Source organism: Stenotrophomonas sp. WHRI 8082, from assembly GCF_040223995.2.
Classification (GTDB): domain Bacteria; phylum Pseudomonadota; class Gammaproteobacteria; order Xanthomonadales; family Xanthomonadaceae; genus Stenotrophomonas.
The window spans coordinates 1,012,751-1,033,393 of record NZ_CP167826.1 but is presented as its reverse complement, the minus strand read 5'-3'; the positions used below and the strand labels follow the sequence as shown (position 1 = coordinate 1,033,393).

The 20,643-nt window shown below is 65.1% G+C and carries 20 protein-coding genes; 9 read left to right on the top strand and 11 right to left on the bottom strand.

Going from position 1 to position 20,643, the window contains the following annotated elements:
- Window positions 1–64: 64 nt before the first annotated feature.
- Window positions 65–958 (top strand): LysR family transcriptional regulator, encoded by an 894-nt coding sequence (locus ABRP17_RS04475; RefSeq protein ID WP_349984929.1) that lies wholly within the window; start codon window positions 65–67, stop codon window positions 956–958.
- Here the strand turns inward: ABRP17_RS04475 and ABRP17_RS04470 are convergent.
- From ABRP17_RS04470 to ABRP17_RS04445, 6 genes are all read right to left on the bottom strand, one after another.
- Complete coding sequence (locus ABRP17_RS04470; protein ID WP_349984928.1) at window positions 933–2,159, bottom strand: MFS transporter; 1,227 nt, start codon at window positions 2,157–2,159, stop codon at window positions 933–935. The two genes, ABRP17_RS04475 and ABRP17_RS04470, sit on opposite strands and share 26 nt — an antisense overlap.
- A gap of 184 nt (window positions 2,160–2,343) precedes the next feature.
- On the bottom strand, window positions 2,344–3,432 hold the full coding sequence (locus ABRP17_RS04465) for a DUF5694 domain-containing protein (protein WP_349984927.1): 1,089 nt from the start codon (window positions 3,430–3,432) through the stop codon (window positions 2,344–2,346).
- Window positions 3,433–3,554: 122 nt separating this feature from the next.
- Window positions 3,555–4,145 carry a DUF1349 domain-containing protein gene (locus tag ABRP17_RS04460; protein ID WP_349984926.1) on the bottom strand — a complete coding sequence of 197 codons (591 nt, stop codon included), beginning with the start codon at window positions 4,143–4,145 and terminating at the stop codon, window positions 3,555–3,557.
- 71 nt (window positions 4,146–4,216) lie between these two features.
- Window positions 4,217–5,839: a PQQ-dependent sugar dehydrogenase gene (locus ABRP17_RS04455; RefSeq protein ID WP_349984925.1), complete on the bottom strand. Its 1,623-nt coding sequence runs from the start codon at window positions 5,837–5,839 to the stop codon at window positions 4,217–4,219.
- Window positions 5,840–5,989: 150 nt separating this feature from the next.
- On the bottom strand, window positions 5,990–6,718 hold the full coding sequence (locus tag ABRP17_RS04450) for an antibiotic biosynthesis monooxygenase (protein WP_349984924.1): 729 nt from the start codon (window positions 6,716–6,718) through the stop codon (window positions 5,990–5,992).
- 32 nt (window positions 6,719–6,750) lie between these two features.
- Window positions 6,751–7,389 (bottom strand): carboxymuconolactone decarboxylase family protein, encoded by a 639-nt coding sequence (locus ABRP17_RS04445; RefSeq protein ID WP_349984923.1) that lies wholly within the window; start codon window positions 7,387–7,389, stop codon window positions 6,751–6,753.
- 209 nt (window positions 7,390–7,598) lie between these two features.
- On the opposite strand from ABRP17_RS04445, the gene ABRP17_RS04440 reads away from it, so the two are divergent.
- The 7 genes from ABRP17_RS04440 (at window position 7,599) to ABRP17_RS04410 (ending at window position 14,813) form a co-directional block, all read left to right on the top strand.
- Window positions 7,599–8,507, top strand: a complete 909-nt coding sequence (locus ABRP17_RS04440) for a LysR family transcriptional regulator (RefSeq protein ID WP_349984922.1) — start codon at window positions 7,599–7,601, stop codon at window positions 8,505–8,507.
- A gap of 75 nt (window positions 8,508–8,582) precedes the next feature.
- Complete coding sequence (locus ABRP17_RS04435; RefSeq protein ID WP_188324800.1) at window positions 8,583–8,969, top strand: hypothetical protein; 387 nt, start codon at window positions 8,583–8,585, stop codon at window positions 8,967–8,969.
- Between the two features lie 123 nt (window positions 8,970–9,092).
- Window positions 9,093–10,079 carry an MDR family oxidoreductase gene (locus ABRP17_RS04430; protein ID WP_188324799.1) on the top strand — a complete coding sequence of 329 codons (987 nt, stop codon included), beginning with the start codon at window positions 9,093–9,095 and terminating at the stop codon, window positions 10,077–10,079.
- A 226-nt stretch (window positions 10,080–10,305) separates the two neighbouring features.
- The gene (locus ABRP17_RS04425; RefSeq protein WP_349984921.1) at window positions 10,306–12,072 is read left to right on the top strand and encodes a methyl-accepting chemotaxis protein; all 1,767 of its coding nucleotides are present in this window, start codon (window positions 10,306–10,308) and stop codon (window positions 12,070–12,072) included.
- An 86-nt stretch (window positions 12,073–12,158) separates the two neighbouring features.
- Window positions 12,159–13,046: an SDR family oxidoreductase gene (locus tag ABRP17_RS04420; RefSeq protein WP_349984920.1), complete on the top strand. Its 888-nt coding sequence runs from the start codon at window positions 12,159–12,161 to the stop codon at window positions 13,044–13,046.
- Window positions 13,047–13,089: 43 nt separating this feature from the next.
- Window positions 13,090–13,986, top strand: a complete 897-nt coding sequence (locus ABRP17_RS04415; RefSeq protein ID WP_349984919.1) for a LysR substrate-binding domain-containing protein — start codon at window positions 13,090–13,092, stop codon at window positions 13,984–13,986.
- A 95-nt stretch (window positions 13,987–14,081) separates the two neighbouring features.
- Window positions 14,082–14,813: a class I SAM-dependent methyltransferase gene (locus ABRP17_RS04410; RefSeq protein ID WP_349984918.1), complete on the top strand. Its 732-nt coding sequence runs from the start codon at window positions 14,082–14,084 to the stop codon at window positions 14,811–14,813.
- A gap of 4 nt (window positions 14,814–14,817) precedes the next feature.
- Here ABRP17_RS04410 and ABRP17_RS04405 read toward each other — a convergent pair whose 3' ends face one another.
- From ABRP17_RS04405 to ABRP17_RS04385, 5 genes are all read right to left on the bottom strand, one after another.
- Entirely contained in the window at window positions 14,818–15,633 is an 816-nt protein-coding gene (locus tag ABRP17_RS04405; protein ID WP_349984917.1) for a sugar phosphate isomerase/epimerase family protein, read from the bottom strand.
- 101 nt (window positions 15,634–15,734) lie between these two features.
- Window positions 15,735–15,899 (bottom strand): hypothetical protein, encoded by a 165-nt coding sequence (locus ABRP17_RS04400; protein WP_188324793.1) that lies wholly within the window; start codon window positions 15,897–15,899, stop codon window positions 15,735–15,737.
- A complete protein-coding gene (locus ABRP17_RS04395) occupies window positions 15,896–17,035 on the bottom strand; it encodes a PepSY domain-containing protein (RefSeq protein WP_188324792.1) in 1,140 nt (379 codons plus the stop codon). The genes ABRP17_RS04400 and ABRP17_RS04395 overlap by 4 nt, the downstream gene beginning before the upstream one ends.
- A 160-nt stretch (window positions 17,036–17,195) precedes the next feature.
- Window positions 17,196–18,581, bottom strand: a complete 1,386-nt coding sequence (locus tag ABRP17_RS04390) for an ATP-binding protein (RefSeq protein WP_349984916.1) — start codon at window positions 18,579–18,581, stop codon at window positions 17,196–17,198.
- Window positions 18,559–19,242: a response regulator transcription factor gene (locus ABRP17_RS04385; protein WP_349984977.1), complete on the bottom strand. Its 684-nt coding sequence runs from the start codon at window positions 19,240–19,242 to the stop codon at window positions 18,559–18,561. The genes ABRP17_RS04390 and ABRP17_RS04385 overlap by 23 nt, the downstream gene beginning before the upstream one ends.
- Window positions 19,243–19,467: 225 nt before the next feature.
- Between ABRP17_RS04385 and ABRP17_RS04380 the strand changes: the two genes are divergently transcribed.
- Window positions 19,468–20,640: an efflux RND transporter periplasmic adaptor subunit gene (locus ABRP17_RS04380; RefSeq protein ID WP_349984915.1), complete on the top strand. Its 1,173-nt coding sequence runs from the start codon at window positions 19,468–19,470 to the stop codon at window positions 20,638–20,640.
- The last annotated feature ends 3 nt before the right edge of the window (window positions 20,641–20,643 follow it).

The following is a 20,643-nucleotide window of genomic DNA, read 5'->3' as shown; positions in this document are numbered from 1 at the left end:
AGCCCTGCTCACCAATCGCGGTGATACTGTCGGTCACCACGTAGGCGCCTGGGCGGAATCAGCAATGGCAGGGTTCAAGACCAATGATCTGCAAGCCTTCCTCGCTGTCGCGCAGGAGCAGAGCTTCACCAAGGCGGCCGCCAGGCTGGGCGTGTCGGCGTCGGCGCTGAGCCACACCATGCGCCAGCTGGAAGAACGCCTGGGTGTGCGGCTGCTGGCGCGGACAACGCGCAACGTGGCGCCCACCGAGGCGGGTGAACGCCTGATGCGCTCCATTGCTCCGCATTTCGATGCCATCAGTGCGAGCGTGGAGGCGCTTGGTGACCTGCGCGACCGACCAGCGGGAACCCTTCGCATCACCTGCAGCGACGATGCCATCGAGATGGTGATACGTCCGCGGCTGGCCGCCTTCCTGGCGGCCTATCCGGACATTACGCTGGAGTTCCATGTCGATTACGGCTTCTCCAATGTCGTGCTGGAGCGGTTCGACGCGGGGATCCGCTTGGGTGAGGCCTTGAGCAACGACATGATCGCGGTACGCATCGGTCCGGATTGGCGACTGGTGGTGGTGGGTTCGCCGGCGTACTTCCAGCGTCACGCCATGCCCACCACGCCGTATGACATCACCGGGCTGCCCTGCGTCAACATCCGCCACCGCCCGACGGGGAGCATCTACGCCTGGGAGTTCGAGAAGGACGGGAAAGAGTTCACCGTGAAGGGTGAGGGGCAGCTCGTTTTCAACAGCATGTACCACGTCATCAACGCGGCCGTTGATGGTATCGGCCTGGCCTACGTCACCGAGGACCTTGTCGCTTCGCACATCGCCCGCGGTGAACTGGTGCAGGTGTTGGATGCATGGTGCCCGACGTTCGCCGGTTACCACCTTTACTACCCCAACCGCCGCCAGCCATCGCCTGCGTTTTCTGCGCTCGTCAACGCGCTGCGATACCCGACGTGATCGTCGTACGTGCGGTCAGCGCGGCCAGCAGCGCACCGACCACCAGCACGACGGCGCTGGCGGTGAAGGTCGCGCGGTAACCGCTGCCGTCGAACAGCAGCCCGCCTACCGTGGACCCCAGCGCGATCGCCAACTGCACGATCGCCACCATCAGTCCGCCGCCGGCCTCGGCATCATCGGGCAGCGATTTGGCCAGCCAGGCCCACCAGGCCACCGGCGCGGCCGTAGCCACCAGTCCCCACACTGCAAGCAGGACGAACACCGCGCTGCCGGACTGTCCGAACACCGTAAGGGTGAGGGCGATGGCGGCCATCAGCAGCGGAATGATCATCAGGGGGCGGTACACACTGGTCTTGATGAAGCCACCGATCAGCACGGTGCCGATGAAGCCCGCCACGCCCAGCGCCAGCAGCATCAGGGACAGCGTGGCCACATCCACCCGTGTCACGGTCTCCAGGAACGGGCGCAGATAGGTGAACAGCATGAACTGTCCACAGAAGAACACGCCCGCAGCTGCCATGCCACGCAGCACGAGTGGCCGCCTCAGTACGGCGAAGACGCTGGGCGTCACGCCGGAGCGCGTTGCTACCTTCAACGAAGGAAGGCTGATCCACTGCCAGACCAGTGCGACCAGCGCGACCGGTACCAGGCACATGAAGGCACCGCGCCAGCCGATGATGCCGCCCAGGTAACTGCCCAATGGTGCAGCAATGACGGTGGCCAGCGCGTTGCCGCCGTTGAACACCGCCAGCGCCTTGGGCACGCTTTGCGGTGGCACCAGCCGCATCGCGATGGCGGCGGACATGGACCAGAAGCCACCGATGACGACGCCGATCAGTGCCCGACCGACCATGTAGACCGGGTAATTCGGGGCAAGGCTGACGATGACTCCGGAAACGCCCATCAGCACCGTCAGCAGCAGGAGCAGGGTCTTGCGGTCCAGGTCCCCCGCGATGCGACGGATGGACAGGCTGGTGATGACGGCGAACGCGCCCGAAATGGCGATGCCGTAGCCCGCCCACCCCTCGCTGACGCCGAGCGACGTCGCGATGGGGGTCAGCAGGCTGACCGGCATGAACTCCGATGCGATCAGCCCGAACACGCACAGGGTCATGGCAAAGACACCGGCCCAGTGCGCGGGGGCGTCGGCAACGGGCGCGGGTACACGCTCCGCAGCGGCGGATGTGGTGACAGGATTCATGGGAAACAGCCTTAGGGGGAGTCAGGGTGCTGCCGCAACATGGGATGCGACAGCATCCGGCGCGCTGCACCGGAGACCATGATCTCCTGCTCCACCGCCTCCGATAAGGGGGGCTGATCTGGATGAACTGTTGAGTGATATTCAGGAGTCAGCGCGCTGGCGAGGGGCGGGCCATCGCGCGGGCTCAGCGCAGTACGTTCTCGGCATCCACCAGTTGCACATCGTGCATCAGGTTGAGGTACGCCTCGTAGTACGGCTTGTGCGATGCGCCGACGATGGCCAGCAGGCGCGTGCCGGGCGCGTGCCCCAGCACATCACGGATGTTGGCCACCATGCGCAGGTTGCGGGTTTCCCAGTAGCCCACGTAATTGCGCCCGAAACCCTGCGATGACGTCTCCATCAGCGCCGCGCCGAAGTCACTGCGATAAGTCTGCAGGGCCGCTTCCGGCGCGTTGTACGCGCGATAGATCGCCAGCAAGCCGCCGGGCTTGCCGAGGTTGGCATGCAGCGCATCGTCGGCGTCAGAGCGCGCCTTGGTATACGGGTTGTCCCATGCCTTCATGATGGCTTCGCCGGAGGCCTTCTCCAACGCCTTCGGTGTGGCCGAATCGGCGGTGTGGTCATCCACGGCCCACACGCGCTCCAGGCCGAGTTTTGCAGCCAGCGTAGCGGCGATAAGAATCGACTCGTCGCGCCGTTGCAGGCGTTTGTCCAGGTAGGCGACCAGATCATCGGTCAGGCCGTCGGCCGCGATGCGCTGCGGCGGGGGAAGACGCAGCCACTGCACGATGGCGGAATTGCGTTCGCCGGCCGCCAGCAGCACCAGGGCCAGTCGGCGTCGCTGTGCGGAGGTGGGCGCGGCGGGCAGGCTGGCCAACAGCCGCTCGGCTTCGGCGTTCGCCGCAGGCACGTCCAGGCCGGCAGCGATCTGCGCAGGGCCGGTATCCGGGCAGTAACTGTCGATGCTGTCGACGTAGCGGGACGGGAAGCGCCGCATGTAATCGCACTGCAGGCCGGATACCGCCTCCACCGCGATGGCGTCCGGCTTCCACGCCGTCAGGCGCTCCATCAGGGGCTCCAGCTGGGCAGAGGTGAAGGTGTCCGGCAGCCCGGACAAGTGGGGCGAGCCGAGCACCAGCACCTCATTGGCGCGGCCCGCTGGCGGACCCTTCAAGGTCTCTGGGTGGAAGTCGGGCTGATAGCCGGGGCTGGCTGCCAGTGCGGTGGCGCTGCACAGTCCAAGGATGAAACTACCGCCGATGCGCCTGATCATGCTGCTTCCTCTGCAAAGGCCGATGCCTTGCCTGTGGCCGATGCTGGGCGACACGGAGCGTGGACGAAAGCCCCTTTGGTCATTGCAACCATCCCGCTGTTTGCCGCATCGCCGGCATGCCGTCAGGACAGGTCGTGTAGATCTTTTCCTGAAGCAGGTCCCAGCGTCCAGTCCGAGAACGTGACACGGAGGCCCCCGCGTTTCGGGCTGCACGCCATCGGACCCACCTGGTAATGCGCGGCAATGGGCACCGGGCAGAGTCGAACCAGGGGCCAGTGTGTGCCGTCCGCAGAAACCTGCAGCCGCAGCACGCCGGCGTCGACGGTGGCGCGCATCCAGAAGTCCGTGGGGTCGCCCGGGTAGGGCGCCGTTGCCCAGTCGGATACGCCATCGGTGCGGACGCTGCTGAGCATGGCCCGTCCGTCGCTGAGTTCGATGCCGGCCTTGATCCAATGCTGCTCGTCCACGCGCACCATGATGCCGGCCTGATCGTAGAGTTCCTGGTAGTCACCGCGTACACGCAGTTGGCAGGTAAAGCGAGCCGGGGCCTTCACCGCAAGGAAGTGACCGTTGTCATGGGTGAATCCGTAGTGGGTTTCGCGCCAGAAATCGGTGCCCGGTGCGGTGACGACCTGAAGCTGGCCGTCCGCATCAAGCGGGTGTTCTGCCGGCGCGTTGTGCCAGATGCCGTGCTGCAGTGTTGGGTAATGCATGTGGGTGCTCGTCGTCTCTCGTTAAGCGGTCGGTTCATGCGGTGAGGTGGGCGGCGGGTTGCGCGGGCGACTCACACGCCGCCAGCGCGCGGCGTCAGCCGCAGCAGCTTTCCCTCGACCCCATCGGTGAGCACATGGATCGACCCATCAGGAGCGACCTTGACATCGCGTATGCGCTCATCGAGGTCAGCCAGCAGCAGCTCCTGTCCCACGATGCGACGGCCATCGCGCAGCACACGCCGCACCGCGCGTTCCTTCAGTGCAGGCACGAGCAGGTTGCCGCGCCACGCCGGAAACAGGTCTCCGTCGTAGACCGCAAGGCCCGCTGGCGCAATCGACGGTGTCCATTCGAGCATCGGATCCTGGTAACCCTGCAGGCGGCGGAAAGGCGTCACGCGGGCGAAGGGATAGTCGATGCCACCCGTGACGAGCGGCCAGCCGTAGTTGCCGCCCGCCACGATGCGGTTGATCTCATCGCCGCCGCGGGGACCGTGCTCTGAGAGCAGCAGATCGCCGGTGGTGGGGTCGACGGTGATCCCCTGCGCATTGCGATGGCCGAGGCTGTAGAGTTCCGGCGCGGTACCGGGCTGGCCGATGAAGGGATTATCGGCGGGCGGGCGGCCTTCGCGGTCGATCCGGATCACGGCGCCCAGGTGGTTGGCGGGATTCTGTGCTTCCTCACGCCGCGCGCTGCCGTCGCCGACCGTCAGCACCAGCGTGCCATCGGCAAGAAACGCGATGCGGCCGCCGTTGTTGCCGGCACTCGCTTTTGGCGTTGTATCGAACAGGACGCGGACCTCCTCGATCCTGTCGTCGGCAAGGCGTGCACGTACCACGCGTGTGCCATTGGCCGACGCCACACCGTAGCCCATCGTCAGGTACAGCCAGCCGTTCTGGTCGAACTGCGGGTCCAACGCGATGTCCATCAGGCCGGCGGTGCCGCCCTGCCGGAAGATCGGGGCCAATCCGTCCAACGCAATCTCCGAACGGGTGCCATCGGCGGCGATGGCCAGCAGCCGTCCGCCCATCTCCGTCACCAGCACGCGGCCATCGGGCAGGAACGCGAGTGACCAGGGGCGGTTCAAGCCGCTGGTGACCGTCTGCACCTGGTAGCTCGCAGCAGGCGTGTCGACCGGCCTGTCGCCGGCAAGCGGCACGATGGTGAAGAACAGCAGGGCAGGTACCAACAGCAGCACGGCGGCCAGCACACCATGGCGCCACGGCCACCCCGGTGCGGTCGCCTGCGCTGTGGCACGCCCCGGCGCGCTCATCGTGGCGTACAACACACCGCCGACCCCGCCTGCCAGTGACATCAGGATATGGCCGAGTGGACCACGCGTTCCGGGCAGGGCCGGCATGGGAATCACCGAACGCATCATCCAGAACGCCACCCACACACCGGCCAGAGAGGCGGCAGCGAACACGCCGTTCCGCCATGCACCGGGGGTGATGCGCATGATCCGATGCGCCACCACGATGGCAGGCAGCAGGGCAGCGAACGCGATGCCGGTCATGACCGGGCCGAACATCGCCAGGTCTCCCAGCGTGGTCCACGTCCGCAGAGCCGCAGGCAGGGGAATGCCGAAGCCCGACAACTCACCGAGGACGAGCTGCGTCTGCACGATGCTGGCCACAACACCGGTCGCGGTGGCGGCGGCCAGCAATGCAGCGATGTGGGGAAGGTAGCGCTTCATCTTCAACCTGTCGTTCCTCTTTCAGGATCGGCATCGCCGTCTGCCTCCATTCTAGGGGGCGAGGGGCGTCTGCACGGCTGACGGACGCCGCAGGCAGGTATCCTGGAAGTTCCAGGCGACCGGTAGCGCCGAGCCATGCTCGGCGGCGTGCTAATCGCCAGGCACGCCGTACATCAAGCCGCCGCGGTTCTTCAGTGCGATGGCGCTGACGTCCTTGTGTCCCTTCTCTACCAGCATCGCGCCGGTCTGCTGCAGATACGCGCTGAAGTGCGGCGTCTTCCTGTGTGCAGCGTAGGCGTCAGCATCGGCGTAGATTTCGAAGAAAATCCACTTCTCCGGATGGTCCCTGTGGGTGACCGCATACATCGCAAGCACGCCGGGCTCGACGGCCATGGATTCGCGCATCTCTGTGATGACGATCTGGCGGAATGCTGCCAGATCGGATCGCTTGACGGTGACCTCGACGATCCGGACCTCGGGTGTTTTGCCGCGCGTCATGACGGAGAGCGGTTCCGGCTTCTCCGCCAGGAAAGCCGGTGTGGTGTCGATGACGGTTTTCTTTGAGATCAGTCGCTGCGTCTGACGGAGGAAATCCGCGTAATGGGACGTCGCCAGGTGAGCTTGATAGGCCTGCGTGTCCGCATAAATCTCAAACACGTAGACCATCCCCGGCTGACGACTGTCGGCTGCCGTGTGGATCGCCAGTACGCCCGGCTCCGAGGCGAGCGATGCGGCCATGTTCTGCCTGCCCGCGGCGTCGAAGGCGTCCTGCTGCAGCGGATCGGTCTGCAGCTCGAACAACCGCACCACAGGCTGGGCAGCAGCGTCGCCGGCAGCAAAAGCCAGTGACGCGAGCATCAGCGCATTCCATCCCATCATGACGATATTCCGTTCATTGGAGGGCAAGACATCTAGTCGGCCAGGCTCTGCCGGCGTGCGCTGTCGGCACGCGCTGCAGCATCGGTACCGACCTCTTCGCGGAGTGCATCAACCACACCCTGCAACTGCACTTCGCTGAGTCCCACGTTGCGGCTTATGCGCATGTGCGACTGCACCTGTGATTCCGCGCCCGCGAGGGCGGACAGTGCCGCAACGGTGGCAAGCTCCCGGTCGCGCCACGGGAGATTGTCGCGGGCGAAGACCGCGCCGAACAGGTGTTCCTTGAGGTACCGGTCAATCTGCGGCGAGAACGCGAACAGTGGACCGGCGACCGGTTGGCCCGACAGCGTGGTCTGGTTCTCAGTGCCCACCTCCAGCATGCGCTCAGGGGCCGGCAGGGGGCCGGGTGCATTTCCCTCCACGTCGGTGATGCCGTGCGCCTTGCGATCATCGACTACCTTCATGAACGTGCCGAGCGCATTCAAGGCGCGCGGGAAGCCTGCATAGGCATACAGCTGGCCAAGGATCTCTTTGATCTCATTGATGGTCAGTCCTGCCTCCAGGCCGGTTCGAAGTGCATCGTCCAGCCGTTGCAGATCACCGGCCATGGTGAACGCGGCGATGGGCAGGATGGCCTTTTGGCGGGGGGAAAGTGCGTGCTGGGTGCTCATGGTGTCATCCGTGGAAGGGGGTGGGGTCGGTCTTCTGGCGTGTGCCCCTCCCCCGGTAGAGCCGACTTCAGTCGGCTCTATCAGGGCATTCCGTGCATTCCGTGCATTCCCTGCAGATCACCGGAGGCCTAGGGTGCCCCGCTTCTTTATCTGGATAAACCCGCTGGCGACGAATAGAGTCATAAACACAGCTTATCAATGGGGCGATCATGCGGCGCGAGCACTACAACGACCTACGGGCGCTGATGGTGGTGGCCCAAGAGCGCAGCTTTACCCGTGCGGCAGCCCAACTGGGCGTTTCGCAGGCGGCGTTGAGCTACACGGTGCGCATGCTTGAGCAGCGGTTGGGCATCCGCCTGCTGACCCGCACCACCCGCAGCGTCACCCCGACCGAGGCAGGCGTGCGACTGCTGGCGCAGGTGGGGCCGCTTTTCGCGAGCATCGACACGGCCATCCACGATCTGGGTGAGCTGCGTGACAGACCCAGTGGTCGACTGCGGATCAACAGCAGCGACCCTGCCAGCGAGCTCGTGTTGTGGCCCAAAGTGGCGGCCCTGATGGACGCGTACCCCGACATCGAGGTGGAGATCGCAGACCAATCCGGCCTGACCGACATCGTGGCCGAGGGCTTTGATGCCGGCGTGCGGCTGGGCGAGCAGGTGGCCAAGGACATGATTGCCGTGCCCATCACACCGCCGCTGCGCATGGCGGTGGTGGGCACGCCGGAGTACTTCAGGCGGCACGGGGTGCCACGCGCGCCACAGGATCTCACCGCGCACGATTGCATAAACATGCGGCTGCTGACGCAGGGCGGGCTGTATGCGTGGGAGTTCGAGAGAGCGGGCCGCAGCGTGAACGTGCAGGTAGCGGGTCGGTTGACCCTGAGCAGCGTCCGCCTGATCGTGCAGGCCGCGTTGCAGGGCCGCGGTCTGGCCTGCGTGCCCGACCTGATCGTGGCGGAGGCGCTTGAGACCAAGCGACTGGTGCGTGCAATGGGTGACTGGTGTCCGCCGTTTCCCGGATTCCACCTCTACTTCCCGAGCCGTCGCCAGAACTCGTTGGCATTCACGCTGCTGGTTGATGCGCTCCGGTGGAATGCAGAGTCGCTTGGCGCTTGAGGTGAAGATTCCGCTACGCTCGCCGAGCAACGCTCGACGCTACCAATCATTGGTTAAAGCCAGATGAGGCGAAACATGATCAACCTTCAGGCACGTGACGTGCGCACCTTCCTTCCTGCACAGGATTTCGCGATATCGCAGGCGTTCTACACCGCGTTGGGGTGCGTGTTGGAGTGGTCCAGTGCGGACCTGGTGCTGTTCAGGCTAGGCGAATCGCGTTTCTACGTGCAGGGACACTACGCCAAGGAATGGGCCGAGAACACCATGCTCCACGTGTCGGTCGAGGACGCTTCGGCTTGTTTCACTGCGGTGCGGGATGTCTTGGCTACCGGCGCGTTTCCCAAGGCAAGGGTCGCGCCGCCGAGGGCTGAGCCTTACGGGGCGGTGGTGACCTACGTGTGGGACCCGGCGGGCGTGCTGCTGCATCTCGCGCAATGGGACGACGCGGTAACAGGGGGATAACGCCGCGCACTGCACGCTCTGGGGTGGGCGTACTGTACGTGCCGGCCAGGCCCATCCCGTCGTTTCTGCTCAGTCCAGCGCGCAGTCGCCCTCTCGTCTGGTCCCACATCTCCGGAGATCCCCATGCGTTTCAGAGCGCTGCTTGCCAGCCAACACAACGACACCATCAACACTGAAATCGTCGATCTACAGGACCACGACCTGATGCCCGGTGACGTCACCGTTGCCGTGGAGTATTCGACGGTCAATTACAAAGATGCGCTGGCCCTGAGTGGACGGTCCCCGGTGATCCGTAAGTTCCCGTTGATTCCCGGCATCGACCTGGCGGGCATCGTGGAGAGCTCCGGCCATGCCGGTTTCTCGGCGGGTGACCGCGTACTGGTCAACGGCTGGGGATTGAGCCAGACCCACCATGGCGGTTTTTCACAGAAAGCGCGCGTACCCGGGGAATGGTTGGTCAAGGTCCCCGAGGCATTTTCCACGCAGGATGCGATGGCGATCGGAACGGCCGGCTATACGGCGATGCTGTCCGTGCTGGCGCTGGAACACGGTGGATTGACGCCCGACCACGGCGACGTGCTGGTGACGGGGGCGAATGGCGGGGCCGGGTCCATCGCGATCGCGCTGTTGTCCCGGCTCGGTTATCGCGTCGTGGCGTCGACAGGGCGCCTGCAGGAAGCGGAGTATCTGAAGGAACTCGGTGCCGCTGAGATCATCGACCGCGCCACGCTGTCGGCGCCGGGAGCGCCCATCGCGAAGGAGCGCTGGGCTGGCGCCATTGATGCCGTGGGCAGCCATACGCTTGCCAATGTGCTGGCCCAGATCCGCTATCGCGGCGTCGTGGCGGCGTTCGGGCTGGCGCAGGGGGCGGATCTACCAGGTTCGGTGTTGCCCTTCATCCTGCGCAATGTGACCTTGGCCGGCATCGACTCGGTCAATGCGCCGTACGCCGCGCGCGAGCAGGCCTGGGCGCGACTGGCCACGGATCTGGACCTGCACAAGCTTGCCCGCACCACCCGGATGATCGGCCTGGCGGACGTTCCCGGACTGGCGGCGGACGTGTTGCAAGGGCGCGTGCAGGGCCGCACGGTGGTCGACGTCAACGCGTAAGGGGCGGAACAGGGCATGCAGTGAGAAACTGATTTCTCGGATATCTCGATAATCGTGACCGGGGTCTCAAAGTTAATCCTCAAGGTAATCTGCGAACTGCCGTTACAAACTTCGCGGCATTCTGCTCTCCCTGCTGCGGCCTTCGTTCGTCCCCACGCCACCGCGTCGCCCCGCCGTGTATCTGCACGGCCCAGCCCTTCAGCCTGTTGGACCCGAGGACCCTGCAATGCCCAGCCCAACTGTCGGTACCCGGGTACCCGCACGCCTCTCTGCCTTTCTGTTTCGACCGTCCGCCACCCGGCACGCGGCGGCGGACGCGGCGGCGCGCAGGGACCAGGACCTGCAGGCGCAGGTCGATGCACTGCACCGGGTACAGGCGGTCATCGAGTTCGGGTTGGATGGCACCGTGCTGAAAGCCAACGCCAACGTGCTGGCGACCCTCGGCTACACGATGGAAGAGATCCAGGGCCGGCACCATTCCATGTTCATGGAGCCGGAGCAGGCGCGCAGTGCAGCGTACAAAGCCTTCTGGGAAAAGCTGGGCCGTGGCGAATTCGATGCGGGTCAGTACAGGCGGGTAGGCAAGGGCGGGCGTGAAATATGGATCCAGGCGTCCTACAACCCGGTCTTCGACAGCAAGGGCACGCCTTGTAAAGTCGTGAAGTTCGCCACTGACATCACGGAAGAACGGCAACGTGCCGCAGATGTCGCGGGCCAGCTTGCCGCGATCAACAAATCGCAGGCGGTCATCGAGTTCAGCCTGGACGGGCGTATCGAGACCGCCAACGAGAACTTCTTGGAGACCACGGGCTACTCGCTCGATGAGATACGCGGCAAACACCATTCCATGTTCGCCGACCCCGTGTATGCCCAGAGTGCCGAATACCGCCAGTTCTGGGAGAAACTCGGGCGCGGCGAATACGATGCGGGACGCTATCGTCGGTTTGGCAAGGGCGGCCGTGAGGTGTGGATCCAGGCCTCGTACAACCCGATCCATGACATGGATGGGCGGCCGTTCAAGGTGGTCAAGTACGCAAGCGATATCACGGCGCAGGTGATGGAGTCACAGGCACTGCAGCAGGCGGTGGACCAGACGCGGGACGTGGTCGCTGCCGCGCAGGGCGGTGACCTGAGTCGCCGCATCGACCTCAACGGCAAGCGCGGCGCGATCGGCGAGCTTTGCCAAGGGATCAACCTGCTGGTGGAGTCGATGGCCGGCATGATCGGGCGGATCAAGGCATCCGCGGATGCGGTCGCGATGGGCGCAGGCGAGATCGCGGAAGGCAACGATGACCTGGCACGGCGAACCGAGCAGCAGGCAGCGTCGTTGGAGGAAACCGCCGTATCGATGCAGGGTCTGACCGCAGCCGTGCGGCAGACCGCAGACAGCGCACAGCAGGCCAGCGAGTTGGCCGGCGCGACGGTGCGGGTGGCCGAACAGGGCGGTCAAGCCGTGCATGACGTGGTCTCGACCATGTCGCTGATCGCGGCGTCTTCGCATCGCATCGGCGACATCATCGGCGTGATCGACGGCATCGCGTTCCAGACCAATATCCTGGCATTGAATGCTGCAGTAGAAGCGGCGCGTGCTGGCGAGCACGGCCGTGGATTCGCCGTGGTTGCATCGGAGATCCGGTCGTTGTCGCAGCGGTCGGCTACCGCCGCCAGCGAGATCAAACAGATCATCAGCGATTCGGTCGGCAAGGTCGGCGCCGGCAGCACGCTGGCGCAGGGGGCAGAGCGCACGATGGACGACATCGTCCAGAGCGTGCGGCGGGTCAACGATCTGATCCGCGGCATCAGCGCGGCCGCTCAACACCAGAGCGAAAGCATCGTGCAGATCAACCAGGCGGTGGATCACATCGACGAGGGAACCCAGCAGAACGCGGCCCTGGTCGAGGAGGCATCCGCGGCCGCGCGCAGCATGGAAGAACAGGCGACGCAGCTGCTGGGCACCGTGGCCGCGTTCCGCACCGAGGCGTTGTCCCGCTAACGCGGGCAGCGTTGATACGTGTTGGGTATCACTGCTGGCAGACAACGGTATTGGCCGTTGTTCATCCGGTCGTTCAGGCTGGACGGATGCATACCCCTGTTTCTTTCCAAGGCCAGGTTGGCCTCATCACCGGCGCCGCAGGCGGCCTTGGGCTCGCTTACGCGCGTTTGCTGGCGGGTCGTGGCGCAACGGTCGCGATGCACGATGTAGGTGCCGATACAGATGGCAGAGGCCTCGATGCGACCCGCATCACCCGCGCAGCGGAGCAGTTGCAGGCGCAAGGTCGCACGGTCAGCAGTCACTGCCTGCCCATCAACACGCGCGCGCAGTGCCACGCACTGGTCGACGACGTGCTGCAGCAGCACGGGCGCCTGGACTTCCTGATCCACAACGCGGGCTGGGTGGCCTACCAGCCGGTGCAGGACGTAGACGAAGCGCAGCTGGAGCACACGCTGCTTATCGCGGCCAAGGCGCCGCTGTGGTTGGCTCAGGCGGCATGGCCGAGCATGCGCGCCAATGGAGGCGGGCGCATCGTGGTGACGACCTCTGATCGGGCGCTGTATCCGCAGCATGTACAGCAGGGGCTGATCAGCTATGCGATGGCAAAGATGGCCGCTGTCGGACTGGTCAACGTGCTGGCCGCCGAAGGGGGTGCGGACAACATCGTGGTCAACGCGATATCGCCGGTAGCGAAGACACGGATGTGGGGACAGCAGGGCGAGCCTGATGAGCTGCATCCTGATGCGGTGGCAACGGGCGTTGCGTGGCTGGTGTCCACCCGTTGCACGGAAGGCGGCTGGATCCTGCGCGCAAGCAACGGGCAGTTCCATGCCACGCGCGCAGGCGAAGCGGCCGGCGTGGATTATCCGCGCGATCTGAAGGCGGTCGCGGTCGACACGGTTGAAGGATTCAATGCCGCGTGGTCACGCATTGCGTTGGCCAACATCGAGTCGCGCTCGACGCATTCCGGCTGAGCGCTGCTGCTACCCTGAGTGCCTTGTCTGCAAGGCGACCGCCATGATCGATCTCCGTCTGCTGCGCCAGTTCGTGGCCGTGGCAGAAGAGCTGCACTTCCATCGTGCCGCGGCGCGCCTGCACATGTCCCAGCCACCCCTCACCGCCGCGATCCGCCGCCTCGAAGAGCACGTGGGTGCCATGCTGGTGTTGCGCGGGCACAGGACACTTGGGCTTACGGCTGCCGGGAAAGTGCTGCTCGTCGAAGCACGACGCACCTTGCAGCAGGCCGACCATGCGCTCGCTGCGACCCGCGAAGCGGCAGCGGGGCGCACCGGCGTGGTGCGCGTGGCGTATGTCTGCAGTGCGCTGTACGGCAGCCTGCCGCAGCGGATCCGTTGCTTCCGGCGAAGCCATCCGGGCGTGCGCCTGGAGCTGCGCGAGGCGACCTCATTCCAGCAACAGACGATGCTGCGCCAAGGACAGATCGATGTCGGTATCCTTATCCCGCCGCTTCCCTCTTCCGCAGACCTGCGGCTGCACGCGTTCGACAGCGACACGTTGGCGATCGCACTGCCCCGCGATCATCCACTCGCCACCCGCGCCTCATTGCAGGTGGCCGACCTTGCCAGTGAGGAGTTTGTCGGCTGGCCGGCGGCCGAAGGGGAGGGTTTCCATGCGCACGTGATGCAGCAGTGCAGTGCTGCAGGCTTCATACCCAATGTCGTGCAGGAGGCACACGGCATGCATGCCGTACTTTCGCTGGTGGCAGTGGAAACCGGGATTGCGATCATCCCGGCCAGCATGATGGGCTTCCGCGCCGCCGAGATCGCCTATGTCCCCTTGTCGGCGCCGGTGACCACGTTCGATCTGTGCTTCTGCACCACCGTGCTGAACGATACGCCGGCGCTGCAGGCCTTCCTGCACGCGGCAGACGGTCGCATGGTGGCCAACGGCTGAGATCCAGCGCGCGGGCGACGCATATGACTCTTCAAGGGCGAATGCTTCGTCGCTAGCGTCTGATCACACGTTCCGGACACTCAAAGGATGATGTGATGACCGCGCACTACGACAACATGGTGGATCAGTACGTGGCCTACGCCAGCTCCTCGCCCACCCGTCCCATCGAGATGCGCACCATGCTGCAGTTGGCGGGCGAGATCGAGGGCAGGTCGGTGCTGGATCTCGCCTGTGGGTCCGGCTATTACGGACGCGAGTTTCTTCGCCACGGTGCCGGCTGCGCGCACGGGGTAGATCTATCGCAAGGCATGATCGACTACGCCCGCGCGCTTTCCGCGGACCGCGGTGACGACATGACCTTCGAGGTGAATGATGTGACCGCAATGCATGCAACGGCGGAGCACGACATCGTGCTGGCGGCCTATCTGTTCAATTACGCGCAGTCGCTGCACGCGCTGCAGCAGATGTTCGAATCGGTGATACCGCACGTGAAGCGTGGCGGCAGGCTGGTGGTGCAGACGCTCAATCCGGAATTCCGTATGGCGCTTGGCAACTATTCTGCTTATGGGGTGAAGGCGATCGAGGAGGTGCCGTGGCGGGAGGGTGCACGGCTGGTGTTCGAGTTCCCTGGCTCGCCCCCGGCGCGGATCACCAACTACCGGTGGGCGAGAGAACACTATGAGCATGCGATCCGGTCAGCGGGGTTCCGTGCTGTCAGCTGGCATGAACCGCATCTGTTGGAAACGGATATCCGCGGCCGTCCTGCCGGCTATTGGGAGGGATACGTACACAACTGCATGTCGGTGAACCTGGTGTGCGAACGTTGACGCATCAGCGCCGGGACAACACCCGGTCGAGTGCATCCATCGCGCGCTGTGCCACCGTGCGGACATCCTCTGCCTTCAACGCATCGTTGAATACTTCCAGGCCCACCGGGCCGGAATAGCCCATGTCCTGCAGCGCATCCAGCAGTTCGGGAAGTGGCCAGATGCCTTCACCCGGCAGGCAACGCGCGTGGCGGGCGGTGTCGATCATGTGGCCGGGCAGGGGCTGCTGCTGCACGTCACTCAGTTGCACCAGCGCAATGCGGTGCGCCGGAATGCCGTGCAGGTCGTCGACGCTGCGGCCTGCGGCAAACAGATGGAACGCGTCGATGACGATGTCGAGATTGTCAGCGTCCACCGCCTGTACCTGGCGCCAGACGGCGGGAAGCGTGGAGTTGAGCACACTCCACGCCATCCCCTCATATGCGATGCGCAGTCCTCGTGATGCCGCTTCCGCGCACAGCCAGCGCAGATCCGGCCCGACGCGATCGCCGATGCAGCGCGTGTCGGTGGAGGCGGGCACCAGCACCGTCCGGGCCCCCAATGCAGCCGCCAGATCCAACAGGCTGATGGCCTCGTGGCGTTTATCACGGCGATGCGGGTCGGGTGCACCGTCAAAATCGAGGAGCACCTGGACGTCGGTAAGTCCCATCCCGGTGTCCTGCAGCGCGGAACGCACCGCAGCGGCCGACGTCGGCTCTACATCCTGGCGCCATATTTCAACCTGATCGAACCCGGCGGACGCTGCGGCGGCGAGCTTCTGCGAGGTGCCGCCGCCAAGCAGCACGGTGTTGAGGAAACGAGGGGAGGTGGTGAGCCGCATCTGGCGAGGGTACCGACGCTGGGATGCAGGAGGTGTCGACGTGGCACGCGCCATCCAGAGCCGGCAATCGACGAAGGCCGATCGCCGACCGCGCACGCCGATCAGCGACGGTCGCGTTTGATCCAGGCCCGCACGAACAACGCGATCAGGCCACTGAAGATGACCCAGGACACAAGGTCGAACAGGCCGTCGCCGAGCAGCGCGCTGACCAGCCCGATGAGGCTGGCCAGCGTGATCCATGCAGGTGCGATGAAAGGACTCTTCATGCAACCTCCTGGGTCTGCGCACGTTCGATCTCCGCTACGCGCGTGGCAGTGCTTCCACGCTTGAACCAGAGGTACAGGCCGCTGATCAGCACGGCGATGGTCAGCAGGTCCATCAGCGCCCACAGGATCTTCAGCGGCAGCTTGCCGTAGTCGCCGAAGTGCAGCGGCTGGCTCAGCAGCAGCACGGTCATGTAGGTGGGCAACTGCGGCTGTGCCGTCAGGGCGCCGGTCTGCGCGTCGATCAATACGGGCCGGTACAACCGCTCGGTCACCGGTGAATCGCCCTGCATGAACACGCCATAGTGGTGGTCACCGCTGTAGCCGGTACCGGGGAAGCTGACGAACGCCGGGCGCATGTCCGGCTCGGCTGCGCGCGCGGTGTCTACCGCGGCCTGCAGCGACGCGAGCTGCGTCGGCTTGGGCTGGCCGGCGTAGCGTGCAGCGAACTCGCCCAGTTGCTGCGTCTGCCAGGCCTGTTCCAAGGGCTTGGCCAGCGTGTTGATGGCGCCGGTAAGGCCAACGACCAGCGCCCAGCCGAGGGTGACGATGCCGATCACGTTGTGCAGGTCGAGCCAGGCAAGACGGCGGCTGCGGCCCGTGCGCAGCGTGCCGAAGCGCTGCTTGCGCATGAAGGGGCCGTAGAGCACCAGCCCGGACACGATGGCGACAACGAACAGCAGCCCCATCGCGCCCATGAACAACAACCCCGGCAGGCCAAGGAACAGATCCGTGTGCAGGCGGTACAGGAAGTACATCACGCCTTCGTTGAACTGCGGTGCGGGGACCTGTTCGCCGCTGACAGTGTTCAGCAGCACGGTCTGCATCTGCGGCGCGGGCGTGTCGCTGCGCGCACCGGTATTGACGTACATCAGCGGTGCATCGGGGTCCCAGCCGACGAACAGGGGCACATTGCCGGGAAAGTGCTGCAGGGCGGTCTGAACCTGCGCATCCAGGTTGCGGATCCGTGCATCGGCAGGGGCTGCGGGAATCTCGGGGTCAGCGCCGGTAAGGTGCCCGATCTCATGGCCGAAGATGAGCGGCAGGCCGGTCAGGCAAAGCAGCAGCAGGAACAGCGTGCAGACCAGGCTTGTCCATTTATGGACGACGAACCAGGCTTTGATGGCGGAACGTTGCATGGAAGCAGAAAGCCTCGGGCGATGGCTGGAGGTGGCGCAGCGAGACGGACGCGGCGAAACGTCGGATTATCCAGATGCGGATATGTGAATACAAATGATTCGCAGTATCGGCGCGTTGAACAGGGTCAGTCGGATTGACCGCCTGTGCGCCCCACACCCGTCAGGCCAGCGCTTCGGGTGCGCAGCGAAGACTGAGCCAAGCACCCCCTCCGGCTGCGCGACCGGCACGCAGTCGGAAGCCATGCAGTCCGGCGATGGCGGCCACGATGGACAGGCCCAAGCCAAACCCCTCCGCACGCCCTGCCGGATCCTGGCCGCGATAGAAGCGCTGGAACACCAGCTCCCGGTCTTCTCGCGCGATACCGGGCCCGGTATCTAGGATGTCGATGCGCGGTGCCCCGTTGTCATCTACCGCGCGCAGCACGACGCGGCCGTTCTCGGGCGTGAACCGGATGGCATTGGACATCAGGTTGGCCAAGGCTTCGAACAGCAGTTCGCGGTCGCCGCGCAGGCTGCCGACACCCTGCTCGATCTCCAGCACCAAGGCCTGCTGTTTCTCATCCGCCAGCGGCAGGTAAAACGCATGCAGTTCTTCCAGCAACCCCCGCACGTCCATTTCTTCGAACGCTGAGCGACGCTGTCCGCTTTCCAGTTCGGACACGCGCAGCAACGCACTGAAGCGGGCCATCAGCAGATCGGTTTCCGCCAATGCCTTGTCGATCTGCTCCGTCTGCGGATTGTCGTCGCCCATGTCCACCCGCGTGCGGTACAGGTGGGCGCGCAGCCGTGTCAGCGGAGTGCGCAGGTCATGCGCGATGCTGTCACAGACGCCTTTGACTTCGGTCATCAACTGCTCGATGCGTTCGAGCATGGCATTGACGATGCTGGACAGGCGATCAATCTCATCGCGTCGATCCGACACCGGCAGTCGTTGTGCAAGGTCGCCGGCCATGATCCGGTTGGTGGCGCCCTCTATCTGCTGGATACGCTTCAACGGTCTCCGCCGGAGGAAATGCCAGCCGGCCAGGCCCGGTATGACGGTGAGCGATACGCCCCACCAGAGCGCGTCGAGGATGATGCTGTTCACCGCAGTCAGCTTGCCACTCTGCCGCACCAGCGCCAGCACCCGATCGTCCTGCGTGGTGACGGCCAGTGCGCGACCGGCGTCGGTGCGCAGGCCATCGGCCAGCAGCCAGCCCGGCACCTCGCGTGATGGCTGGTTGGCCTCGATGCCGTGCGGAAGCGCCAACAGGGGGCCGGCCAGATGCTCGCCCTGTGGTGTGAAAACACCGTAAGCGTAGGTGCCATGGATGTCGTAGCGCAGGCTGTCACTCAACGCCTCGTCCAGCATCTGCCCCTGAAAACGCTGGAACAGGTGGGCACGCTGCAGGAGGGCGGATTCGGCCAGTCCGTCCAGATAATCAGACACCCGCCAGTACATCACGCCCAGCAGAACGCTGGACCATGCGATGAACAACATGCAGTACAGCCCCAGCAGGCGGCTGCTGGACGAGCGCCAGCCTTCAGTGAGCCGCGTCGAAGACATAGCCGGTTCCTCGTACGGTCTTGATCGGTTGCGTCCGGTCGGGCTGGTCGATGCGGCGACGCAGGCGGCCGATATGGACCTCGATCAGATTGGTGCCCGGATCGAAGTGATACCCCCACACTTCCTGGAACAGCATGGTGCGGCTCAACACCTGACCGGTGTTTCGCATCAGAAACTCCAGCAGTTTGAATTCCGTCGGCAGCAGGCTGATTTCCTGTCCACCGCGGCGTGCACAGCGCGCCATCAGGTCCAGCTCAAGGTCACCGGCCCGCAGCACGCTGTCGGCGAGGGGCACCTGGGCATGGCGGCGTAACAGCACCTCGATGCGCGCCGACATTTCGTCGGAAGCAAACGGCTTGGTCAGGTAATCGTCACCGCCGGCCCGCAGACCGCGCACCCGCTCATCCACGTCGGACAGCGCGCTGATCATCAGCACGGGCGTGCTGATGCCATGATGGCGCAAGCGGGCGACCAACGCCAGTCCATCCAGTCCCGGCAGCATGCGATCCAGGGTGATCGCGTCATAGCGGCCGCTTTGGGCACATTCCAGTCCCTTGATGCCGTCATCGGCCACGTCCACGATGAACCCGCGGCTACGCAGTTCTGTCGCAATCTCCTCGGCCGTGACGGCGTCATCCTCAATGGTCAGTACGCGCGGCATGGCCGTAGCCGGGTTCAGGGGACAGTGCATCCTCGCAACCGCAGGCGTCTGCTGCAAATGAAGAAAGTTTCATTTAGTTTCCACACGTCCGTGCAGGGGTTTTCTTCTATATTCGCCGCACGCAGGATGCGGCATGGGCGACACCGCTGTGACGTGGCACACGACGCATCGCATCGGATTCGTCCGAAAACTCCCCGATTTCCTTCCCCCGCAGGAAAATATCCGATGGTCTCCCCATGTTTCGGCAGGCTGGTCCTCGCCGCCACCCTTTGCTTTGTTCTCAACGGGTGCACGCAGAAAGAGGCCGCCCCCGCTGCCGCGCCGCGCGACGTATCGGTGATGACCCTGCAGGCCCGGCCCGTCGCATTGGACCAGGAGCTGCCGGGACGAACAGTTGCCTTCGAAGAATCGGATGTACGCCCGCAGGTTTCCGGTGTGTTGCTGAAGCGGCTGTTCGAAGAGGGGGCTACCGTCCACGCAGGTGATCCGTTGTTCCAGATCGACCCGTCGCTGTACCAGGCGGCGTTGAACGAGGCGGCGGCGAACCTGCGCACGGCGCAGGCCACGGCCGTGACCGAGCGCCTGCGCGCCGGGCGGTTGCAGGCGCTGGGCCAGGAGCAGCTGACCTCGCAACAGGCGGTGGACGATGCGATCGCCACGGCCAAGCAGGCCGACGCGGCGGTGGATGGGGCCAATGCGGCCCTGCAGACCGCGCAGACCAATCTACGGTTCGCCGCGGTGTCCGCACCGATCAGCGGGCGGGTGGGCCGGGCGCTTTTCACTCCGGGCGCGCTGGTGACTTCCGGCCAGGCCGAGCCGCTGGCGAAGATCCAGCAGGTGGATCCGATGAATGTGGATATCACCCAGTCCAGCAATGAGTTCCTGGCGCTGCGCCGTGCCATTGCCGAGGGCGGCGTGCAGGCATCGGCGACGCCGGTGACATTGAAGCTGTCCGACGGCAGCGCGTACCCGCTGCAGGGCACGCTGGAGTTTGCCGATCTGGACGTGGACCAGGACACCGGCAGCATCACCCTGCGGGCGACCTTCCCGAACCCGGACGGGCAACTGCTGCCGGGCATGTACGTGCGTGCGATGGTCGGGCAGGGCACGCGCCAGCAGGCAGTGCTGGTGCCGCAGTCCGTGGTCGATCGCAGTCCGCGTGGCAACGCGCTTGCCTGGGTCGTGGATGCCGACGACGTAGTGCGCCAGCGGGAATTCCGCACCCTGCGCGCGGTCGGCGACCAATGGCTGGTGGCCGATGGCCTGAAGGCCGGGGAGCGCATCGTCATCGGCGGCCGGCAAGGTCTCGTGGATGGGGCGAAGGTGGCGGTGACGGACGCCAAGGACGGTGCCAAGGTTGCCGTGGCACCCGCCGACACCGCAGCGAAGAAGGGCTGACCT

Coding starts and splice junctions, on each gene's coding strand:
- ABRP17_RS04475 (WP_349984929.1), top strand. CDS start 65: ATGGCAGGGTTCAAGACCAATGATCTGCAAGCCTTCCTCGCTGTCGCG.
- ABRP17_RS04470 (WP_349984928.1), bottom strand. CDS start 2,159: ATGAATCCTGTCACCACATCCGCCGCTGCGGAGCGTGTACCCGCGCCC.
- ABRP17_RS04465 (WP_349984927.1), bottom strand. CDS start 3,432: ATGATCAGGCGCATCGGCGGTAGTTTCATCCTTGGACTGTGCAGCGCC.
- ABRP17_RS04460 (WP_349984926.1), bottom strand. CDS start 4,145: ATGCATTACCCAACACTGCAGCACGGCATCTGGCACAACGCGCCGGCA.
- ABRP17_RS04455 (WP_349984925.1), bottom strand. CDS start 5,839: ATGAAGCGCTACCTTCCCCACATCGCTGCATTGCTGGCCGCCGCCACC.
- ABRP17_RS04450 (WP_349984924.1), bottom strand. CDS start 6,718: ATGATGGGATGGAATGCGCTGATGCTCGCGTCACTGGCTTTTGCTGCC.
- ABRP17_RS04445 (WP_349984923.1), bottom strand. CDS start 7,389: ATGAGCACCCAGCACGCACTTTCCCCCCGCCAAAAGGCCATCCTGCCC.
- ABRP17_RS04440 (WP_349984922.1), top strand. CDS start 7,599: ATGCGGCGCGAGCACTACAACGACCTACGGGCGCTGATGGTGGTGGCC.
- ABRP17_RS04435 (WP_188324800.1), top strand. CDS start 8,583: ATGATCAACCTTCAGGCACGTGACGTGCGCACCTTCCTTCCTGCACAG.
- ABRP17_RS04430 (WP_188324799.1), top strand. CDS start 9,093: ATGCGTTTCAGAGCGCTGCTTGCCAGCCAACACAACGACACCATCAAC.
- ABRP17_RS04425 (WP_349984921.1), top strand. CDS start 10,306: ATGCCCAGCCCAACTGTCGGTACCCGGGTACCCGCACGCCTCTCTGCC.
- ABRP17_RS04420 (WP_349984920.1), top strand. CDS start 12,159: ATGCATACCCCTGTTTCTTTCCAAGGCCAGGTTGGCCTCATCACCGGC.
- ABRP17_RS04415 (WP_349984919.1), top strand. CDS start 13,090: ATGATCGATCTCCGTCTGCTGCGCCAGTTCGTGGCCGTGGCAGAAGAG.
- ABRP17_RS04410 (WP_349984918.1), top strand. CDS start 14,082: ATGACCGCGCACTACGACAACATGGTGGATCAGTACGTGGCCTACGCC.
- ABRP17_RS04405 (WP_349984917.1), bottom strand. CDS start 15,633: ATGCGGCTCACCACCTCCCCTCGTTTCCTCAACACCGTGCTGCTTGGC.
- ABRP17_RS04400 (WP_188324793.1), bottom strand. CDS start 15,899: ATGAAGAGTCCTTTCATCGCACCTGCATGGATCACGCTGGCCAGCCTC.
- ABRP17_RS04395 (WP_188324792.1), bottom strand. CDS start 17,035: ATGCAACGTTCCGCCATCAAAGCCTGGTTCGTCGTCCATAAATGGACA.
- ABRP17_RS04390 (WP_349984916.1), bottom strand. CDS start 18,581: ATGTCTTCGACGCGGCTCACTGAAGGCTGGCGCTCGTCCAGCAGCCGC.
- ABRP17_RS04385 (WP_349984977.1), bottom strand. CDS start 19,242: ATGCCGCGCGTACTGACCATTGAGGATGACGCCGTCACGGCCGAGGAG.
- ABRP17_RS04380 (WP_349984915.1), top strand. CDS start 19,468: ATGGTCTCCCCATGTTTCGGCAGGCTGGTCCTCGCCGCCACCCTTTGC.